At 62.4% G+C, this 17,539-nt stretch carries 20 protein-coding genes and 1 pseudogene; 16 read left to right on the forward strand and 5 right to left on the reverse strand.

Annotated elements, in window-relative coordinates:
* The first annotated feature begins 19 nt into the window (after positions 1-19).
* The 4 genes and pseudogenes from AAFO92_RS05865 to AAFO92_RS05880 all read left to right on the forward strand — a co-directional run bounded on the left by AAFO92_RS05865 (position 20) and on the right by AAFO92_RS05880 (position 2,147).
* On the forward strand, positions 20-289 hold the full coding sequence (locus AAFO92_RS05865; RefSeq protein WP_347533718.1) for an usg protein: 270 nt from the start codon (positions 20-22) through the stop codon (positions 287-289).
* Between the two features lie 86 nt (positions 290-375).
* Complete coding sequence (locus AAFO92_RS05870; protein WP_347533719.1) at positions 376-621, forward strand: hypothetical protein; 246 nt, start codon at positions 376-378, stop codon at positions 619-621.
* Positions 622-635: 14 nt separating this feature from the next.
* Positions 636-1,307, forward strand: a pseudogene (locus AAFO92_RS05875) (NAD(P)-binding domain-containing protein); the annotation flags it as partial.
* A gap of 219 nt (positions 1,308-1,526) precedes the next feature.
* Positions 1,527-2,147 carry a hypothetical protein gene (locus AAFO92_RS05880; RefSeq protein WP_347533876.1) on the forward strand — a complete coding sequence of 207 codons (621 nt, stop codon included), beginning with the start codon at positions 1,527-1,529 and terminating at the stop codon, positions 2,145-2,147.
* Here the strand turns inward: AAFO92_RS05880 and AAFO92_RS05885 are convergent.
* Entirely contained in the window at positions 2,137-2,697 is a 561-nt protein-coding gene (locus AAFO92_RS05885) for a YSC84-related protein (RefSeq protein WP_347533721.1), read from the reverse strand. The genes AAFO92_RS05880 and AAFO92_RS05885 overlap by 11 nt on opposite strands.
* Before the next feature lie 196 nt (positions 2,698-2,893).
* On the opposite strand from AAFO92_RS05885, the gene AAFO92_RS05890 reads away from it, so the two are divergent.
* Complete coding sequence (locus AAFO92_RS05890; RefSeq protein ID WP_347533722.1) at positions 2,894-3,706, forward strand: methyltransferase domain-containing protein; 813 nt, start codon at positions 2,894-2,896, stop codon at positions 3,704-3,706.
* Between the two features lie 3 nt (positions 3,707-3,709).
* On the opposite strand, the gene hemB is transcribed toward AAFO92_RS05890, so the two are convergent.
* On the reverse strand, positions 3,710-4,705 hold the full coding sequence (hemB, locus tag AAFO92_RS05895) for a porphobilinogen synthase (RefSeq protein WP_347533723.1): 996 nt from the start codon (positions 4,703-4,705) through the stop codon (positions 3,710-3,712).
* Between the two features lie 119 nt (positions 4,706-4,824).
* Between hemB and AAFO92_RS05900 the strand changes: the two genes are divergently transcribed.
* Positions 4,825-5,355 carry a component of SufBCD complex gene (locus AAFO92_RS05900; RefSeq protein WP_347533724.1) on the forward strand — a complete coding sequence of 177 codons (531 nt, stop codon included), beginning with the start codon at positions 4,825-4,827 and terminating at the stop codon, positions 5,353-5,355.
* A gap of 34 nt (positions 5,356-5,389) precedes the next feature.
* Positions 5,390-8,848, forward strand: coding sequence for a transcription-repair coupling factor (mfd, locus tag AAFO92_RS05905; RefSeq protein ID WP_347533725.1), 3,459 nt, complete (start codon positions 5,390-5,392; stop codon positions 8,846-8,848).
* 30 nt (positions 8,849-8,878) lie between these two features.
* Here mfd and AAFO92_RS05910 read toward each other — a convergent pair whose 3' ends face one another.
* The 3 genes from AAFO92_RS05910 to AAFO92_RS05920 all read right to left on the reverse strand — a co-directional run bounded on the left by AAFO92_RS05910 (position 8,879) and on the right by AAFO92_RS05920 (position 10,323).
* Entirely contained in the window at positions 8,879-9,004 is a 126-nt protein-coding gene (locus AAFO92_RS05910) for a hypothetical protein (RefSeq protein WP_347533726.1), read from the reverse strand.
* A gap of 409 nt (positions 9,005-9,413) precedes the next feature.
* Entirely contained in the window at positions 9,414-9,665 is a 252-nt protein-coding gene (locus AAFO92_RS05915; protein ID WP_347533727.1) for a hypothetical protein, read from the reverse strand.
* Positions 9,666-9,669: 4 nt separating this feature from the next.
* Positions 9,670-10,323, reverse strand: a complete 654-nt coding sequence (locus AAFO92_RS05920; protein ID WP_347533728.1) for an alpha/beta hydrolase — start codon at positions 10,321-10,323, stop codon at positions 9,670-9,672.
* 156 nt (positions 10,324-10,479) lie between these two features.
* Here AAFO92_RS05920 and AAFO92_RS05925 point away from each other — a divergent pair, with 156 nt between their 5' ends.
* The 9 genes from AAFO92_RS05925 to AAFO92_RS05965 all read left to right on the forward strand — a co-directional run bounded on the left by AAFO92_RS05925 (position 10,480) and on the right by AAFO92_RS05965 (position 17,536).
* Positions 10,480-10,941 (forward strand): Rrf2 family transcriptional regulator, encoded by a 462-nt coding sequence (locus AAFO92_RS05925; RefSeq protein WP_347533729.1) that lies wholly within the window; start codon positions 10,480-10,482, stop codon positions 10,939-10,941.
* 115 nt (positions 10,942-11,056) lie between these two features.
* Complete coding sequence (locus AAFO92_RS05930; protein ID WP_347533730.1) at positions 11,057-12,124, forward strand: cysteine desulfurase family protein; 1,068 nt, start codon at positions 11,057-11,059, stop codon at positions 12,122-12,124.
* A gap of 17 nt (positions 12,125-12,141) precedes the next feature.
* A complete protein-coding gene (gene sufB / locus AAFO92_RS05935) occupies positions 12,142-13,665 on the forward strand; it encodes a Fe-S cluster assembly protein SufB (RefSeq protein ID WP_347533731.1) in 1,524 nt (507 codons plus the stop codon).
* The gene (locus AAFO92_RS05940) at positions 13,662-14,021 is read left to right on the forward strand and encodes an ADP-ribosylation/crystallin J1 (RefSeq protein WP_347533732.1); all 360 of its coding nucleotides are present in this window, start codon (positions 13,662-13,664) and stop codon (positions 14,019-14,021) included. Before sufB ends, AAFO92_RS05940 begins: the two co-directional genes overlap by 4 nt.
* Positions 14,021-14,335, forward strand: coding sequence for a heavy metal-binding domain-containing protein (locus AAFO92_RS05945; RefSeq protein WP_347533733.1), 315 nt, complete (start codon positions 14,021-14,023; stop codon positions 14,333-14,335). Before AAFO92_RS05940 ends, AAFO92_RS05945 begins: the two co-directional genes overlap by 1 nt.
* A 75-nt stretch (positions 14,336-14,410) precedes the next feature.
* Positions 14,411-15,166: a Fe-S cluster assembly ATPase SufC gene (gene sufC, locus AAFO92_RS05950; protein ID WP_347533734.1), complete on the forward strand. Its 756-nt coding sequence runs from the start codon at positions 14,411-14,413 to the stop codon at positions 15,164-15,166.
* Positions 15,166-16,452 carry a Fe-S cluster assembly protein SufD gene (gene sufD, locus AAFO92_RS05955; RefSeq protein WP_347533735.1) on the forward strand — a complete coding sequence of 429 codons (1,287 nt, stop codon included), beginning with the start codon at positions 15,166-15,168 and terminating at the stop codon, positions 16,450-16,452. The genes sufC and sufD overlap by 1 nt, the downstream gene beginning before the upstream one ends.
* Positions 16,452-16,937: a YIP1 family protein gene (locus AAFO92_RS05960; RefSeq protein ID WP_347533736.1), complete on the forward strand. Its 486-nt coding sequence runs from the start codon at positions 16,452-16,454 to the stop codon at positions 16,935-16,937. The genes sufD and AAFO92_RS05960 overlap by 1 nt, the downstream gene beginning before the upstream one ends.
* Positions 16,934-17,536, forward strand: a complete 603-nt coding sequence (locus tag AAFO92_RS05965) for a Yip1 family protein (protein ID WP_347533738.1) — start codon at positions 16,934-16,936, stop codon at positions 17,534-17,536. Before AAFO92_RS05960 ends, AAFO92_RS05965 begins: the two co-directional genes overlap by 4 nt.
* The last annotated feature ends 3 nt before the right edge of the window (positions 17,537-17,539 follow it).

Raw genomic sequence — 17,539 nt, forward strand, 5'->3', positions numbered from 1 at the left:
ATGAATAAGGAGCAGAAAAATGGAAATGTCTGAAACCGAGATGTTGCTGAAGGGCTACGGGCTGACCACGGCGGAGTTTTTCTATCACATGCCCGACTATACCCATGTGCTCAACAGCTTCGTCTGGCAGGAATACGATACCGCGCCGGACCATCCGCGCCTGTTCAGGTTCATCGAATTCTGGCAGCGCGAGATCGACGGGCCGCTGCATTCGGTCAGCTTCAGCCACCGCAAACTGGTCGCGCCCGGCGAATGGCGCAACGTGACCGGTGAATTCACGCTGCACTAGCGGGCCGATCCGCATACCGCGCCCACCCAAGTTGGTGATACCGGCAAGCTGTGATACCGTTCCGGGATCGCGCAATGGGGGGAGCGGTGTCATATTTTCTGACCGTCGGAATATTCGCGGGCCTGGCGGTCGGGCTTCTGCATAGTTTTCAAATTCTCAGACACCATCGCCATCTACCCGGCAAAGCAGGGATGGCGTTCATCATCTATCGCGCTATCTGGGCCGTTCTGCTGTGGACCCTGTTCGGGGCGTATCTGTTGTTTTTCTGGCTACTCGGCCTCGTGCTGCGCCCGCTGGCGGGTTGGCGAACCAAAAGAGCAGGAGAACGGTAACCGGGGGAACGGCGATGGATTACGCGACGGTGAAAAGTGCCTGCATCATCGGCGCCGGTGTAGCCGGACTGGCGGCGGCACGCGCTCTTGCCGCCGTGGGGGTTACGTGCACCATCTATGACCGCCGGGACAAGATCGGCGGCGTCTGGACGGACGGTTACCTTGAGTTCGGCGTTCAGGTTCCCAAGGCGCTTTACGAATTTCCTGATTTCCCGCTGGGCCGCGATGTAGCCGAGTTCACGCCCGGTCCCGACATTCAGCGCTATCTGGAGGAATTCGTCGACCACGCCGGGTTGCGGGACTCGATCACCCTGAACACGGAGGTGATCGAGGTGATCCCACCGGGCCAGGACGGGGACTGGGAGGTTGTAACTCGGTAGGAATGTCAGGAGGTCCGCGCGCGTTACGATCTGGTGGTTGTCTGCGTCGGGCTCTATTCAAACATACCCCACATGCCCCAGCTTCCCGGACACGAGGCGTTCAAGGGCGAGGTCCATCATATCTCGGCCCTGGTGTCACCCGATCTGCTAAGGGGCAGGCGCGTTGCCGTCGTGGGTTACGGCAAGAGCGCCACTGACGCCGCCTTGCTGGCACAGCGCCATGGCGACAGCGCCCATATGGTGGCCCGCAGTCTGCATTGGCCGATTCCGCGCAATCTGGCGGGCCTTCTGCCGTTCAAATGGGGGTTGCTGAACCGCCTGACTCTGGCGATGGTGCCGCCCTACAAGCATCCGACACCGGTCGAGCGAACGATACACAGCTGGGGCGCGCCACTGGTCTGGGTTTACTGGCGGGCCGTCGAAGCGCTCTTGTGCCTGCAATGCGGATTGTGGTCGCGATTTGGCGCGCGGACCAGCCTGGTGCCGGACGAACCGGTCGAAATCGGCGCCTTCAGCGAAGCCACCATGGTGCCACGGCCCGAGCTGTTTCGCGCCATCCGGTCCGGTGCGATCCGGTTTCACCGCGGACAGATCGCCAGACTGACCAAAACCGGGGCGGAATTGGACAATGGCGAGCGTCTGGAGGTCGATTGTATTATCTTCGGAACGGGTTGGCGCAGCGACTACGGCTATCTGTCAAAGGCATTGCAGAAGCGGCTGGGGTTCGCGGAGGACGGCATTTACCTCTACCGGCAGATGCTGCACCCCGAGGTGCCGGGGCTGGCGTTTGTCGGCTATGCCTCGACCGTGTCGAACATCCTGGCCTATCACATGCAGGCGATGTGGTTGGCGGCCCTCATCGCCGGGCGCCACAAACTTCCTGATCGGGAGGCACAGCTGCGCGAAATCGCGCAGTTAAGAGACTGGAAACGCAGTTGGATGCCGTTCAGCCATGCCCGTGCGGCGCGCCTGATCGCGCATCTTCAGCACTATCTCGACGAACTGATGGTCGACATGGGGCTGAACCCGCTGCGCAAACGCGGGCCGCTGGCCCCGCTTGCCGAGGTTTTTGCCCCCTACCAGGCGCGCGATTACCGTGACCTCACCGCAGATGGCCTTGAGCGGCCAGTGCCGGTCAGGGAATGATCCGGGTGTATTTCACGCCTTCCAGCGACGCGCCCGCCATCAGCCCCGCCTGGCCAAAGATCACGGCCGCCACCGGCGCGTTGATCGTGGTGGTATCGGCGCGCAGGTTCTCGCCCTCATCCTTGAACACGTATTCCACATCCGCGCCCGCGACCCAGCCCGAGGAGCGGCGGAAATTCGACAATGAATCCTGGGTCATGAAGAACAGAACATGCGAAAACTGCTGGCCGCCGATCTGCAGCCCGAAGCTGCCCTTGGTGGCAGAGTAGTAATCTACGGTCGATCCGTTGATCCGCAGCGCGCCGCGCCCATAGCCGCCGCCGGCGAACAGCCCGGCCTCGGTGATCAGGGGCATCACCAGCATCCCGGTGGATTTCGCGGCGATCTCCTGCGTGTTGGGATACTGGGAAAAGAGATAGTTCAGCGTGGAGTCGACGCGCGCATCAATGCGGGCGCCGCCCTGGCTGCCGACGCCGTTGTTGCAGGCGGCGGTCATCGACGCGCCCGCAAGGGCCGCCAGCGTGAAACTGCGTCTGGTGAAGTTGCTCATCGGTTTTGCCTGTTTGTTGCCTGACTTGAGTGCCGGTGTTTTGCCTCACCGGTCTGATCGCGAGTATAGGGGTCAATCCGGGTGCTGTCACTACGGATTGTGTCGCGGCACGGCTCTTTGGCTGGCAATCGCCATCTGGCGGTTTTACGGCATTGCTGTAGGCTTCGCTCTGGCTGGCCAACGAAAAGGGGGCAAGATGGACAAGACGGACAAGGTTTTCGACGGGTCGATACCCGAAATCTACGACACCCACATGGTACCGCTGATTTTCGAACGATTTGCGGCGGGGCTTGCCGGCCTGGTGGCGGGCCTGGAACCGGCCGCCGTTCTTGAGACGGCCGCGGGCAGCGGCGTCGTGACCCGGGCGCTTGCCCCCAAACTGGCCCGCAGCGCGCGCTACGTGGTTACCGATCTCAACGGTCCGATGCTGGAACGGGCGCGCATCAGGCAGCCTGACGATGTTCGCCTGAGCTGGCAGCAGGCGGATGCGCTGGCGCTGCCCTTCGGGAACGATACGTTCGACGTAGTCTGTTGCCAGTTCGGCGCGATGTTCTTTCCCGACCGCGCGGCGGGATTTTCCGAGGCGCGCCGCGTGCTCAGGCCCGGCGGGGCGTTCATCTTCAACACATGGGACAGGATCGAAGAGAACGAATTCGCGGATCAGGTCACGCGGGCGGCGGCCGAACTCTTCCCCGACGACCCGCCGCTCTTTCTGGCGCGCACGCCGCACGGCTATCATGACCGCGACCAGATCGAAGCCGATCTGCGCGCCGGGGGCTTCGGCGCAATTTCGATCGAGACCGTCGCCGATATCAGCCCGGCGCCCTCGGCCCGACATGCGGCGGTGGCCTATTGTCAGGGTACGCCCCTGCGCAACGAGATCGAGGCGCGCGATGCGACGGCGCTGGAGCGGGTCACGGATCACGCCGCGGCGCGGTTGGCCGATTGCTTTGGCGACGGTGCGGTGGCCGGCCGGATACAGACCCATGTGGTGGTGGCGCGGGCCTGAAGCTCAGGCCAGCGCGCGGGCCACCGCAGGGGCGAAATAGGTCAGTACCCCGTCGCAACCGGCGCGTTTGAAGGCCATCAGGCTTTCCATCATCGCCCGGTCCTCGTCGATCCAGCCCTGTTGCGCCGCCGCCATGATCATCGCGTATTCGCCCGACACCTGATAGGCGAATGTGGGCGCGCCGAAAGCGTCCTTGGCGCGGCGGCAGATATCCAGATAGGGCATTCCGGGCTTGACCATGATCATGTCCGCGCCTTCGCTGAGGTCGCGTTCGATCAGGCGCAGCGCCTCGTCGGTATTGGCGGGGTTCATCTGATAGGTCTTCTTGTCGCCCTTCAGCGCGCCCGACGCGCCCACGGCGTCACGGAACGGGCCGTAGAAGGCGCTGGCATATTTGGCCGCATAGCTGAGCAGCAGAACGTTCCTGTGCCCCGCCATTTCGAGCGCGTGGCGGATCGCGCCGATCCGGCCATCCATCATGTCCGACGGCCCGATGATATCCACCCCGGCTTCGGCCTGGCTGAGCGCCTGTTTCACCAATGCCTCGACCGTTTCGTCATTGACGATCTCATCGCCTTCGACAAAGCCGTCATGACCGGTGTCGGAATAAGGATCAAGCGCCACGTCGGTCATGACCGCGATATCCGGCACGACCTGTTTGATTGCCCGTGTCGCACGATTGCTGAGATTCTCGGGATTCCAGGCCTCGGCGCAATCCTTGCTGCGGTTTTCGCCGGAAGTGTAGGGAAACAGACAAATTGCGGGAATGCCCAGATCCGCAGCTTCACGCGCGGCATCGACCACCTTGTCGACGCTGCGGCGCACGACGCCGGGCATCGACGGAATGGGCTCTTCCACCGCTTCGCCTTCGCGCACGAAAACCGGCCAGATGAGATCGGCCGCGGACAGGGTGTTTTCGGCCACCAGCGCCCGGATGGCAGGCGTGCGGCGGGTGCGGCGCAGGCGCGTGGCGGGGAAGGGGGCTTGGGTCGGGCGCATGGGCGGGCTCTCGTGCTGTTGCAGATTTCTGAGTGACACGGAATTTAGCGCATCTCAAGGGTAGGAATTGTCGTGCGCGGGCGCTAAGAGGGGCGGCGAACGACATCAGAGGCGCGGCAGTGGACTGGTACGACAGTGTCTTCGAACTTATCGACATGCGCAGTTTCAGCAACCTGTGGTTCTGGATTGCGTTGGCAGTGATGTGGTCTTCGACCAGCCACTGGGTTCTGGGCGTGCCCTGGGACATGGCGCAGCGCGCCCGCAAGGAAGAGAGCGGCCAGGGCGTGATCGACTTTGAAGACCTTGTGCGAATCTATACCAACCGGATTCTCTACATCGCCGATACGTCAGGCCTGCTTCTGGCAGGATTCGTTTGCTTTATCCTGACGGTCCTGATGATGACGGGTTTCGTTTACGGGAAGGAGTTTGCCCAGGCGGTGTTCCTGCTGGGCTTTCCGCTGAGCCTCGTGGCGCTGCTTTCGGTTGCGACCGCCCGGCATATCCATCGCGACGCGCTGCGCGGCGAGGCATTGTACAAACGGCTGTTTCGGCATCGCGTTCTGACCCAGATCATCGGTATCATCTCGATCTTCGTGACCTCGGTGTGGGGGATGCTGCAGAACTTGTCGCTTGGCGCCCTGGGCGGATAGGCACAGAAGGATCGCGCAGCGGGGCATTACCGGCATGAGCAAGGCAGAACAGATCACCGTAGGCGGCGCCCCGGAGGGTTTCGATGCGCGGCTGATCCTTGAAGAGGTCGCGCGGCAAGATGCGCCGGTCCTGCATATCGCGCGGGATGACAAGCGCATGGCCGCCATGGCCGACGCGCTGCGATTCTTTGCGCCTGGCATGCCCGTCATTCAGTTTCCGGGCTGGGATTGCCTGCCCTATGACCGGGTGTCGCCCAATGCCGATACATCGGCGCGGCGCATGGCCACGCTGGCCGGGCTGGTGCACGGGATGCCGTCGCAATTCGTGCTGCTGACCACGCTCAACGCCGCCACGCAGCGGGTGCCGGCGCGGACGGTGTTGAAAGAGGCGGCCTTTTCCGCGCGAGTCGATCACCAGCTTGACGAAACGGCGCTGCGCACCTTCCTGACCCGGATGGGATTTTCCCAGGCGCCCACGGTGATGGAACCGGGGGATTTCGCCGTGCGCGGCGGTATCATCGACATCTACCCGCCGGGCGATTCCGGGCCGGTGCGGCTGGATATGTTCGGCGACGTACTGGACGGTATCCGGCGGTTCGATCCGGCGACGCAGCGCACCACCGAGAAGCTCGACCAGATCGAACTGTCGCCAGTGTCCGAAGTCATTCTTGACGAGGCGGCGATCACGCGTTTCCGGCAGAATTACCGTATCGAATTCGGCGCGGCCGGGACCGACGACCCGCTCTACGAGGCGGTCAGCGCGGGCCGCAAGCACCAAGGCATCGAACATTGGCTGCCCTTCTTTCACGAAAAGCTCGAGACGCTGTTTGACTACCTGCCGTGCGCCACGATCACGCTGGACGACCAGGTGACACCGGCGCGCCTGGCCCGGTGGGACAGTATCGAGGACCAGTACGGCGCACGGACCCATGCGCTGGCACAGAAAACCCGCGGCGATACCGTGTACAAACCGGTGCCGCCGGGACTGCTCTATCTGGACGACGCGGCCTGGGAGACGGCAGTTGCCGATCACCGCATCCTGCAGATGGCACCGCTGTCACAGGCACTGGGCCCGGGGGTGATTGATGCCGGCGGCCGGATCGGGCGGAACTTCGCCCCCGAACGACAGATGGAATCAGTGGGGCTTTTCAGCGCGCTGAAGACCCATATTGAGGCAAAGTTAAGTTCCGGCCCGGTGCTGCTAGCCGCCTATTCCGAAGGCGCGCGCGAACGGCTTGAGGGGCTCTTGGAAGATGAGGGGCTGATCGGCGCGGTAACGGTCAAGGATGCGTCACGGCTGGAAAAACGCGGGCTGCATCTGGCGGTCTGGGCGCTAGAGCACGGGTTCGAGGCGCCGGGCCTGACCGTCATCGCCGAGCAGGACATCCTGGGCGACCGGCTGATCCGCGCGCCCAAGCGCCGCCGCCGGGCCGAGAATTTCCTGACCGAGGCGCAGGCGCTAAGCCCCGGTGATCTGGTGGTGCATGTCGATCACGGCATCGGGCGCTATCACGGGCTGGAGGTGATTACCGCTGCCGGCGCGGCGCATGAATGCCTGGCACTGGAATATGCCGAGAGCGCGCGCCTCTACCTGCCGGTGGAGAACATCGAACTGCTCAGCAAGTACGGCCACGAAGAAGGGCTGCTGGACCGGCTGGGCGGCGGCGCGTGGCAGGCCAAGAAGGCCAAGCTGAAAGAACGCATTCGCGAGATGGCCGACAGGCTGATCCGGATCGCCGCCGAGCGGGCCCTGCGATCCGCCCCGGTGCTGGAGGCCGAACACCACGCGTGGGAGGAGTTTTCGGCCCGTTTCCCCTATCAGGAAACCGACGATCAACTGCGCGCCATTCAGGACGTGATGGGTGATCTGGAAACCGGCACGCCGATGGACCGGCTGATCTGCGGCGATGTCGGTTTCGGCAAGACCGAAGTGGCGATGCGGGCGGCCTTCGTGGCGGCGATGTCGGGGATGCAGGTGGCGGTGATCGCGCCCACGACCCTGCTGGCGCGGCAGCACTACCAGAGTTTTTCCGAGCGTTTCAGAGGCTTCCCGGTTAGCGTTAAGCCACTTTCACGTTTCGTCTCGGCCGGCGATGCCGCAAAAACGCGGGACGAACTGGCGCGCGGGCAGGTCGATATCGTCGTCGGTACCCACGCGCTGTTGGCCAAGAGTGTCAGGTTCAAGAATCTCGGGCTGCTGGTGATCGACGAAGAACAGCGATTCGGCGTGGCCCACAAGGAACGGCTGAAACAGCTGCGCAGCGACGTGCATGTGCTGACCCTGACGGCCACGCCGATTCCCCGCACGCTGCAACTGTCGCTGTCGGGCGTGCGCGACCTCAGCATCATCGGCACGCCACCGGTGGACCGCCTGTCGATCCGCACCTATGTCAGCGAGTTCGACACCGTCACCATCCGCGAGGCGCTGCTGCGCGAACATTACCGGGGCGGGCAGAGCTTCTACGTGGTGCCGCGCATCTCCGACCTGCCCGAGATCGAGGATTTCCTGAAAACCCAGGTGCCCGAGGTAAGCTATGTGATCGCGCATGGCCAGATGGCGGCGGGTGAGCTGGATAAACGGATGAACGCGTTCTACGACGGCAAGTACGACGTGCTTCTGGCCACGACGATCGTGGAATCGGGGCTGGATATCCCCACCGCCAACACGATGGTCATCCACCGCGCCGACATGTTCGGCCTCAGCCAGCTCTACCAGATCCGCGGCCGCGTTGGCCGTTCAAAAACCCGCGCCTATGCCTACCTGACCACCAAGCCGCGGATGCGCCTGACACCCACGGCCGAAAAACGCCTGCGGGTGCTGGGATCGCTCGATACGCTGGGGGCGGGGTTCACGCTGGCCTCGCAGGATCTGGATATTCGCGGGGCGGGCAACCTGCTGGGCGAGGAACAATCCGGCCAGATGCGCGACGTGGGCTATGAGCTCTATCAGTCGATGCTGGAAGAGGCGATCGCCAAGATCAAGGCCGGCGAGCTGGAAGGGCTCAGTGATGCAGACGACCAATGGGCCCCGCAGATCAACCTGGGCGTGCCGGTCCTGATCCCCGAAAGCTATGTGCCGGACCTGGACGTTCGGCTGGGATTGTATCGCCGTCTCAGCGGGTTGCAGCGCAAAGTTGAACTCGAAGGCTTTGCCGCCGAACTGATCGACCGGTTCGGCAAGCTGCCGCGCGAGGTCAACATGCTGATGCTGATCGTGCGGATCAAGGCGATGTGCAAGAAGGCGGGGATTGCCAAGCTGGATGGCGGGCCCAAGGGCGCGACGATCCAGTTTCACAATGACAAGTTCGCCTCGCCCGCCGGGCTGGTCGAATTCATCAAGGACCAGCGCGGGCTGGCCAAGGTGCGTGACAACAAGATCGTCGTGCGCCGCGACTGGAAAAAGGAAGGCGACAAGATCAAGGGCGCCTTCGCCATTGCCCGCGATCTGGCGGAAAAGGTCGTGGCCGAGAAGAAAAAACCGGCGAAAACCTAGCCGGAGCGCCGCCGGGTCATTTGGGGCCCGTTACCGGTCATTGCAGCAATCGGTGGGCGGAAAGTCATGATTTCCTGCCACCACGGCGGGGGCGCCCCCCGCGCAGCCGTTCAGAAGAGTGACCAGAAACGAGACGTAGAACATTGAACGCAACATGATATCCTCCATTCTTCGTGTTGACTGATGAATGAAGTGGCGCGTGTCCGGGCCGAGGGAATAGCGGCTGACTGCAAGGTGAAGGTCCGCTCACGCATAGTGACGCGCATGGCATCATCGCTCCCGGATATGCGATTACCCGTGGGGGGATTCGTGATGGGTTCAGGAAAGTACGGACCGCTTTAGAGGTCTTCGCAGTCAGGCGGGACACCGCACCCCTGGGGCGGTGCGCTGGCGCTACGGTCGGGGTCGGATATCTCGCAGGCGCTGAGTGCTGCACAGGAGAGGATCAGACCTGCAAGTACGAGTTTGAACCGTGCCATCGCAATCACCCTTTTCTGTTCGGGTCGAGTATAGCGGAAATTCGCACCCGGGGTTCGGTTTTGTCACCGGTATCCCGGTGCCCCGATCAGGTATCGGATGATGCCGATTTCTGTTCCTGCCTGGCCTTGAACGCCTTCACCCGCTCGACCAGCAGCGCCTTGGCCTTCTGGTTGGCGCGGCGGACGCGGATCGAGGTCAGAAACGCCTCTTCGGCGGTTTGCGACGTCGAGCCCAGAACCTTGACCAGCTCGGCGATGATTTCCTCGTCGCCGGAGGCCTCGATATATTTGATCGTATGGGTCGCCAGCTCGTCGGCCATGTCTTCGGTTACGCCCATGGGTTCACCGCGTGTTTTCGGTCAGGCGGCGTTTCACATAGGTGGTCACGTCGTTGATCATCGTGTCCATGTAGGGTTCTTCGAAGAAATGCCCCGAGCCGTCGATCTCGTTATGGGTGATGGTGATGCCCTGCTGCTCGTGCAGCTTGTTGACCAGCGCCACGGTATCGGCCGGCGGTGCAACACGGTCGTTCGAGCCGTTGATGATCAGCCCGGATGAGGGGCAGGGGGCCAGGAACGAGAAATCATACATGTTCGCCGGGGGCGATACGCTGATGAAACCGGTGATTTCGGGCCGGCGCATCAGCAACTGCATCCCGATCCAGGCGCCAAAGCTGAAGCCCGCGACCCAGCAATGCTTGGAGTTGTTGTTCATCGATTGCAGGTAGTCGAGCGCCGAGGCGGCGTCGGAAAGTTCGCCCACGCCCTGATCGTATTCACCCTGGCTGCGCCCGACGCCGCGGAAATTGAACCGCAGGACAGTGAAGCCCATGTTGTAGAACGCGTAATGCAGGTTATAGACGACCTTGTTGTTCATCGTACCGCCGAATTGCGGATGCGGATGCAGCACGATCGCGATTGGCGCGTCTTTCTCTTTCTGCGGGTGGTAGCGACCTTCTAGGCGGCCTTCGGGGCCAGGAAAAATTACCTCGGGCATGTGGTCCCTGTGTCTCCCATAAGAGGTGCCGGGATATTCTTGACGAAATCGCTCGTGCACCTTAGAACAATTCTAATTTCCGGGAAGCCCCGGAAACGCTGAAAGCGAGATAAGGCTTGCGCGGCGGCAGGTCAATCAATTCGCAGGGAGAAGGCCATGAAATTGAGCACGAAAGGCCGCTATGCGATGGTTGCGCTGACCGATATTGCCCTGCAATCCGACGACACCCTGGTGACACTAGGAGAGATTTCGAAGCGGCAGGATATTTCGCTGCCCTATCTGGAGCAGCTCTTTGTCAAGCTGCGGCGGGCGGATCTGGTGGCGTCGGTGCGCGGCCCCGGCGGAGGGTACCGGCTGGCGCGGTCGGCCTCGGATATCCGCGTGGCGGATGTACTGGCCGCGGTGGATGAAACGGTGGACGCGCTGCACAAGGGGGCAGGGGCCTCGGGCGCGGCGTCGGGATCGAAAGCGCAGTCGGTGACCAACCGTCTGTGGGAGGGGTTGAGCGCGCATGTCTACGTGTTCCTGCACCAGACGCGGCTGAGTGATGTCGTGGCCAATGAACTGGCGCCGTGCCCGGCGGTGCCGAACCTGTTTGCGGTGGTGGATGAGGAATGAACGCAGGTGTGACACCCGGGGTTGCGCCGCCTTCGGCGCCGCGGTGGCGCGCCCTGGCGGGCGCGGGCCTTCGGCGAGAGTATTTTGGGCAAGATGAAAGCGATGGAGCGTTGCGGTGAGCCGGGTCTATCTGGATTACAACGCCACGGCGCCGTTGCGGCCGGAAGCGCGCGACGCGATGGTGGCGGCGATGGACGTGGTGGGGAACCCGTCCAGCGTGCACGGCGAAGGGCGGGCGGCCAAGGCGATTGTCGAGCGCGCCCGGGCGCAGGTGGCAGGCGCCGTGGGGTGCAAGCCGCAGGAAGTCATCTTTACCTCCGGCGCGACAGAGGCGGCGGGCGTCTTGCGGTCGGCTCAGCCGCATGGGGCGGTGATGGTCGATGACACGGCGCATGATGCGTTGTGGGCGCATTTCGACCTGACCCACGTGGAAAGCGGCGCCAATGTGCTGGCGATGGGCCTGGCGAATTCCGAGACCGGCGTGATTACCGACCCCGGCACGAAGGGCGCTGAGGGGTGGCCCTATGGGGCCTATCACGCAACCAGCCTGCTGCTGGACGTGACACAGGCGATCGGGCGCGTTCCGTTTTCCTTTGCCTGGTCCGGTGCCGATCTGGCGGTCTGTTCGGCGCACAAGCTGGGCGGGCCCAAGGGGGTGGGTGCGCTGATCGTGCGCCAGGGGCTGGAAATCGAGGCGCTGGCACGTGGCGGCGGGCAGGAGATGGGGCGGCGCTCGGGGACCGAGAACGTCATCGGGATCGCCGGGTTTGGGGCTGCCGCAGAGGCCGCGATGCGCGATCTTGCTGACGGAACATGGCGCCAGGTGGAAAAACTTAGAAACATTCTAGAATCATCTATTGAGGAATCGGCAAAAGAGACTATTTTTGTCGGGAAATCGGAGCGACGTCTGCCGAACACCTCCTGCTTTGCCGCCCCCGGCTGGAAGGGTGAAACGCAGGTAATGCAGATGGACCTGGCCGGTTTTGCCATTTCTGCCGGCAGCGCCTGTTCCAGCGGCAAGGTCCGCGAAAGCCGCGTGTTGCGGGCAATGGGATTTGACGAAGAGGTCGCAAGATCCGCGATCCGGGTGAGCCTTGGGCCCGAAACCACCGAGGACGAGATTTACCGCTTTGCCGAGATCTGGCTGAAGCAACTGGACAAGCATCGCGCCCGCGCGGCGTGAGACGAGAGGAGACGAGCATGGCTGTTCTGGACGAGACGCAAGTCAAGGAAGGCGTGGACCAGGAGACGGTCGATGCGGTGCGCGAGGTTGGCGGCGCCTATAAATACGGCTGGGAAACCGAGATCGAGATGGATTACGCCCCCAAGGGGCTGACGCCGGATATCGTGCGCCTCATCAGCGAGAAGAACGAAGAACCCGAATGGATGACCAACTGGCGGCTGGAAGCCTATGAGCGCTGGCTGACCAAGGAAGAGCCGAAATGGGCGATGGTCGATTACCCGGAAATCGACTTTCAGGACCAGTATTACTACGCCCGGCCCAAATCGATGGAGGTCAAGCCGAAATCGCTGGACGAGGTTGATCCGAAATTGCTGGCGACCTATGAAAAACTGGGCATTCCGCTGAAGGAGCAGATGGTCCTGGCCGGTGTCGAAGGGGCCGAAACGGCGCCTGCAGCAGGGCGCAAGGTGGCGGTCGATGCGGTATTTGACAGCGTTTCGGTCGGCACCACCTTCCAGAAAGAGCTGAAAGAGGCGGGCGTCATCTTCTGCTCGATCTCCGAGGCGATCAAGGAACATCCCGAACTGGTCCGCAAATACCTCGGATCGGTGGTGCCGGTTTCCGACAATTTCTATGCCACGCTGAACAGCGCGGTCTTCTCGGACGGCTCCTTTGTCTACGTACCGCCGGGCGTGCGCTGCCCGATGGAACTGAGCACCTATTTCCGCATCAACGCCGAAAATACCGGCCAGTTCGAACGCACACTGATCATCGCCGACAAGGGGTCTTACGTCAGCTACCTCGAAGGCTGCACCGCACCGCAACGCGATACCTCGCAACTGCACGCCGCGGTGGTCGAGATCATCGTCGAGGAAGACGCCGAGGTAAAATACTCGACCGTACAGAACTGGTACCCGGGCGACGAAAACGGCAAGGGCGGGATCTACAACTTCGTGACCAAGCGCGCCGATTGCCGGGGCGACCGGGCCAAGGTGATGTGGACGCAGGTGGAAACCGGATCCGCGGTGACGTGGAAATACCCGTCCTGCATCCTGCGCGGTGATGAATCCCAAGGTGAGTTCTATTCCATCGCCATCGCCAACAATTACCAGCAGGCCGATACCGGCACCAAGATGATCCACCTGGGCAAGAACACACGCAGCCGTATCGTGTCCAAGGGCATCAGCGCGGGGCGCGCGCAGAACACCTATCGCGGGCTGGTCAGCATGCACCCCAAGGCCAAGAATTCGCGCAACTACACGCAATGCGACAGCCTTCTGATCGGCGACAAATGCGGCGCGCATACGGTCCCGTATATCGAGGTCAAGAACAACTCCTCGCGGGTTGAGCATGAGGCCACCACGTCGAAGGTCGATGACGACCAAATGTTCTATTGCCGCCAGCGCGGCATGGACGAGGAAGAGGCCGTGGCGCTGGTCGTGAACGGCTTCTGCCGCGACGTGCTGCAGGCCCTGCCGATGGAATTCGCGATTGAAGCGCAGCAGCTTGTGGCGATTTCGCTGGAGGGGTCAGTGGGGTGACCGCAACTGTTACTCTATTTAGACCGATTGGGCTTGCAGAATTCAAGCTTCTCGAAGCCAGCGGTTGGACTGAATTTCCGCCAAGGTTGCCGGAACAACCGATTTTCTATCCTGTGACAAATCAAGGATATGCGGAACAGATTGCGCGTGACTGGAACACGAAGGAACCCACCGGTGTCGGCTACGTGACCCGTTTTGACGTTGATGCCGAATACCTTTCAAACTTCGAAAAACAAGTGGTCGGAGGTCGCGAGCACGAGGAATATTGGATTCCTTCTGAGGAACTCTCGACTTTCAACAATAAAATTGTTGGGCAGATAGCCGTTGTCTCAGAATTTAGAGCAGGGGAAGCTTGATGATCATCACCACCACCAACACCATCGAAGGCCACAAGATCACCGAATATCGCGGCATTGTCGTGGGCGAGGCGATCATGGGCGCCAACGTGGTGCGGGATGTGTTTGCCTCGATCACCGATATCGTGGGCGGGCGCTCGGGCGCGTATGAATCCAAGCTGCAGGATGCGCGTGACACGGCGCTGGCGGAACTGGAAGAACGCGCACGGGCCAAGGGCGCTGACGCGGTTGTCGGCGTCGATCTGGATTACGAGGTGGTGGGCCAATCCATGCTGATGGTCAGCGCCTCGGGCACCGCGGTGGCGCTGGGATAGAAAACTGCCGGGTCGACCCGGCGCGAAAACAGGACGCGGCCCCGGTGGCCGATACGGACACAAGGAAGAAGTTAGATGTTGGAAATCAAAGACCTGCACGTTGATCTTGAAGAAGAAGAAAAGACGATCCTTAAGGGCGTGAACCTGAGTGTCGAGGCCGGCAAAGTCCATGCGATCATGGGGCCCAACGGGTCGGGCAAGTCGACATTGTCCTACGTCCTGTCGGGGCGTGATGGCTATGAGGTGACCAAGGGGTCGGCCACGCTGGAAGGCGCGGACCTGCTGGAGATGGAGCCCGAAGAGCGGGCCGCGGCGGGCCTATTCCTGGCGTTCCAATACCCGGTTGAGATCCCCGGCGTGGGCAACATGACCTTCATGCGCACCGCGCTCAACGCGCAGCGCAAGGCGCGCGGCGAGGACGAAATGAGCGCCGCCGACTTCCTCAAGATGGTGCGCGCCAAGGCCAAGGACCTGAAGATCGACGCCGACATGCTCAAACGCCCGGTCAATATGGGCTTTTCGGGCGGTGAGAAGAAGCGCAACGAAATCCTGCAAATGGCCGTGCTGGAGCCCAAGATGTGCATCCTGGACGAAACCGACTCGGGCCTTGACGTGGATGCGATGAAACTGGTGGCCGAGGGGGTGAACGCCCTGCGCAGCGAAGGCCGGGGTTTCCTTGTTATCACGCATTATCAACGGCTTCTGAACCATATCAAACCCGATGTCGTGCACATCATGGCCGATGGTCGGATCGTCAAGACCGGCGGACCCGACCTCGCGCTTGAGGTCGAGAACAACGGCTATGCCGACATTCTGGCAGAGGTGGCGTGATGGCAGAGCTAAAGACCAAGCAGGATGCGACCGAGGCGCGGCTGTCGGCCCTGCCACGGCCGGACGGGTCGGGCTGGGCGACGGCGGCGCGGGATGCGGCGCAGGCGCGGGTGCGGGCGATGGGCCTGCCCACCCGGCGCGACGAATACTGGAAATTCACCCGCCCGGATACGCTGGTCGATGTTGCCGCACCCGAAGCGGCGCTGTTCCACGACACCGATACGCCCGTATTCGACACGGTGAACCGGCTGAAAATCGTCTTTGTCGATGGCGTGTTCGACGCAGATGCCAGCGATGACCTGTCGGTTGAAGGCGCGGTGATCGAGCGGCTTGCCGATGTGACGCAGGCCGATATCCACTGGGCCAAGGACGTTTACGGCGTGTTCGAAACAACCGGGCAAAGCCCTGTGGAACGCCCGTTGGCGGCGCTGAACACGGCCTGCGCGACGGATGGCGTGGTGATCCATGTGACCGGTCGCGTCAGCAAGCCAATCAACCTGATTTACCACCATAATTCAACGATTTCCGATGCGATTCTCCATCACGTCATCAAGCTGGAGAAAGACGCGGACATCACTGTTCTGGAAACCGGACCCGCCGCGGCGCGGTTCAACAAGGTGACCGAGGTCGAGGTGGCAGACGGAGCGGGCTTTCATCACGTCCGGGTGCAGGGGCGCGACCATGAGCGCAGGGCCGCCACGCATATGTTTGCCCGCCTCGGGGCCGAGAGCACGCTCAAATCCTTTACCATGACCGCCAATGGCGTGCTGACGCGCAATGAATGCGTGATCGAGCTGACCGGTGACGATGCGGTGGCGCATGTGGCCGGCGCGGCGATGGGCGATGGCGATTTTCACCATGACGACACCGTGTTCATCACCCATGATGCCGAGCGCTGCGAAAGCCGCCAGGTGTTCAAGAAGGTGCTGCGCAACGGTGCCACCGGCGTTTTCCAGGGCAAGATCCTGGTGAAGGAGGGGGCGCAGAAAACCGACGGCTACCAGATCAGCCAGTCGCTGCTGTTGGACGAGGACAGCCAGTTCCTCGCCAAGCCCGAGCTTGAGATCTATGCCGATGATGTGGTCTGTTCGCACGGCTCGACCAGTGGTGCGATCGACGAAGAGGCGCTGTTCTACCTGCGGGCGCGCGGCGTGCCCAAACCCATCGCGACCGACCTGCTGACCCAGGCCTTTCTGGCCGAGGCGGTGGAAGAGGTCGAGGACGAGACGCTGCGCGAGGAAATCACGCGGCACCTGGCTGGCTGGCTGGAGCGCAGACGCGGCTGATGTCTGTCGCCGCCGATATCGTGGCGACCTATTGCAGGCCGCGCCGGGTGATGCGCCGTCTGCTCGATCTGGGCATGCGCGAGGATCGGGCGCTGGCGGTGCTGATGGCCGGCTGCGTGGTGGTGTTCGTTGGGCAGTGGCCCCGGTTGGCGCGCGAGGCGCACCTGACCGGGCAGGAACTGAACCCGCTATTGGGCGGCGCGCTGATGGCGTGGATATTCATTGCGCCGCTGCTGCTTTATGCGGTGGCCATGATCAGCCACCTGGCCGCCCGGGTTCTGGGCGGAAAGGGAAGCGGTTACGGCGCCCGCATGGCGCTGTTCTGGTCGTTTCTGGCCGCCAGCCCGTTGATCCTGTTGCACGGCCTGGTGGCGGGCTTCATCGGACCGGGCTTTCAGCTGCAGATCGTCGGCGTGCTCTGGCTGGTGGTGTTTGGCTGGTTCTGGGCGATGAACCTGCGCGAGGCGGAGTGGGGCGCGGCATGAGCAAGATTTCGATCAGGAACCTTCTGCGCACCACGCTGACCCGGCCGCGCGAGGGCGCGCGCGACATCATCGCGCTGAACTTCGCCAACCAGGAGCTCTGGATGGCGCTGACGCTGATTTCGATCACGATGTCGGCGATCGTGTCGGCGCTGTTCCACCTGATGCCGGTGCCCGAGGATGACACGGGCGAGGTCATCCGCTCGATGCTCTTCTACAGCTCGCCCATCGGTTTTGCGCTGCTCAACCTGGGCAACGCGGTTCTGTCGATCTTTGTCCTGTTCTGGTCGGGCCGCATGTTTGGCGGGACCGGACAGATTCGCGATATCCTGTCGGTCATCGTTCTCTTTCAGGCCACCGTTATTGTGCTACTGTTCGCGATCGCGCTGGTCAGCATGTTGTTGCCCTTCGTCTCTCTGCTGGCCTTCGTGCTGTTTGCTGTCTGGGCGATCTGGGCGATGGTTTCGGTCATCGCCGTCGCACATGGCTTTCAGAGTATCGGCAAGGCCATCGCCGTCTTTCTGATGGCTACTTTCGTTGTGCCTTTCGGCATCTCGGTCATTCTCGGGGCTGTCGCCGCCCCCTTCATCGGAGCCTCCTGAGAA

This window comes from Roseovarius sp. CAU 1744, from assembly GCF_039839345.1.
Classification (GTDB): Bacteria; Pseudomonadota; Alphaproteobacteria; order Rhodobacterales; family Rhodobacteraceae; genus Roseovarius.

Coding starts and splice junctions, on each gene's coding strand:
- sufC (WP_347533734.1), top strand. CDS start 14,411: ATGTTGGAAATCAAAGACCTGCACGTTGATCTTGAAGAAGAAGAAAAG.
- hemB (WP_347533723.1), bottom strand. CDS start 4,705: ATGCGCCCGACCCAAGCCCCCTTCCCCGCCACGCGCCTGCGCCGCACC.
- AAFO92_RS05965 (WP_347533738.1), top strand. CDS start 16,934: ATGAGCAAGATTTCGATCAGGAACCTTCTGCGCACCACGCTGACCCGG.
- AAFO92_RS05910 (WP_347533726.1), bottom strand. CDS start 9,004: ATGTTGCGTTCAATGTTCTACGTCTCGTTTCTGGTCACTCTTCTGAAC.
- sufB (WP_347533731.1), top strand. CDS start 12,142: ATGGCTGTTCTGGACGAGACGCAAGTCAAGGAAGGCGTGGACCAGGAG.
- AAFO92_RS05945 (WP_347533733.1), top strand. CDS start 14,021: ATGATCATCACCACCACCAACACCATCGAAGGCCACAAGATCACCGAA.
- mfd (WP_347533725.1), top strand. CDS start 5,390: ATGAGCAAGGCAGAACAGATCACCGTAGGCGGCGCCCCGGAGGGTTTC.
- AAFO92_RS05915 (WP_347533727.1), bottom strand. CDS start 9,665: ATGGGCGTAACCGAAGACATGGCCGACGAGCTGGCGACCCATACGATC.
- AAFO92_RS05890 (WP_347533722.1), top strand. CDS start 2,894: ATGGACAAGACGGACAAGGTTTTCGACGGGTCGATACCCGAAATCTAC.
- AAFO92_RS05925 (WP_347533729.1), top strand. CDS start 10,480: ATGAAATTGAGCACGAAAGGCCGCTATGCGATGGTTGCGCTGACCGAT.
- AAFO92_RS05880 (WP_347533876.1), top strand. CDS start 1,527: ATGGTGCCACGGCCCGAGCTGTTTCGCGCCATCCGGTCCGGTGCGATC.
- AAFO92_RS05920 (WP_347533728.1), bottom strand. CDS start 10,323: ATGCCCGAGGTAATTTTTCCTGGCCCCGAAGGCCGCCTAGAAGGTCGC.
- sufD (WP_347533735.1), top strand. CDS start 15,166: ATGGCAGAGCTAAAGACCAAGCAGGATGCGACCGAGGCGCGGCTGTCG.
- AAFO92_RS05865 (WP_347533718.1), top strand. CDS start 20: ATGGAAATGTCTGAAACCGAGATGTTGCTGAAGGGCTACGGGCTGACC.
- AAFO92_RS05960 (WP_347533736.1), top strand. CDS start 16,452: ATGTCTGTCGCCGCCGATATCGTGGCGACCTATTGCAGGCCGCGCCGG.
- AAFO92_RS05885 (WP_347533721.1), bottom strand. CDS start 2,697: ATGAGCAACTTCACCAGACGCAGTTTCACGCTGGCGGCCCTTGCGGGC.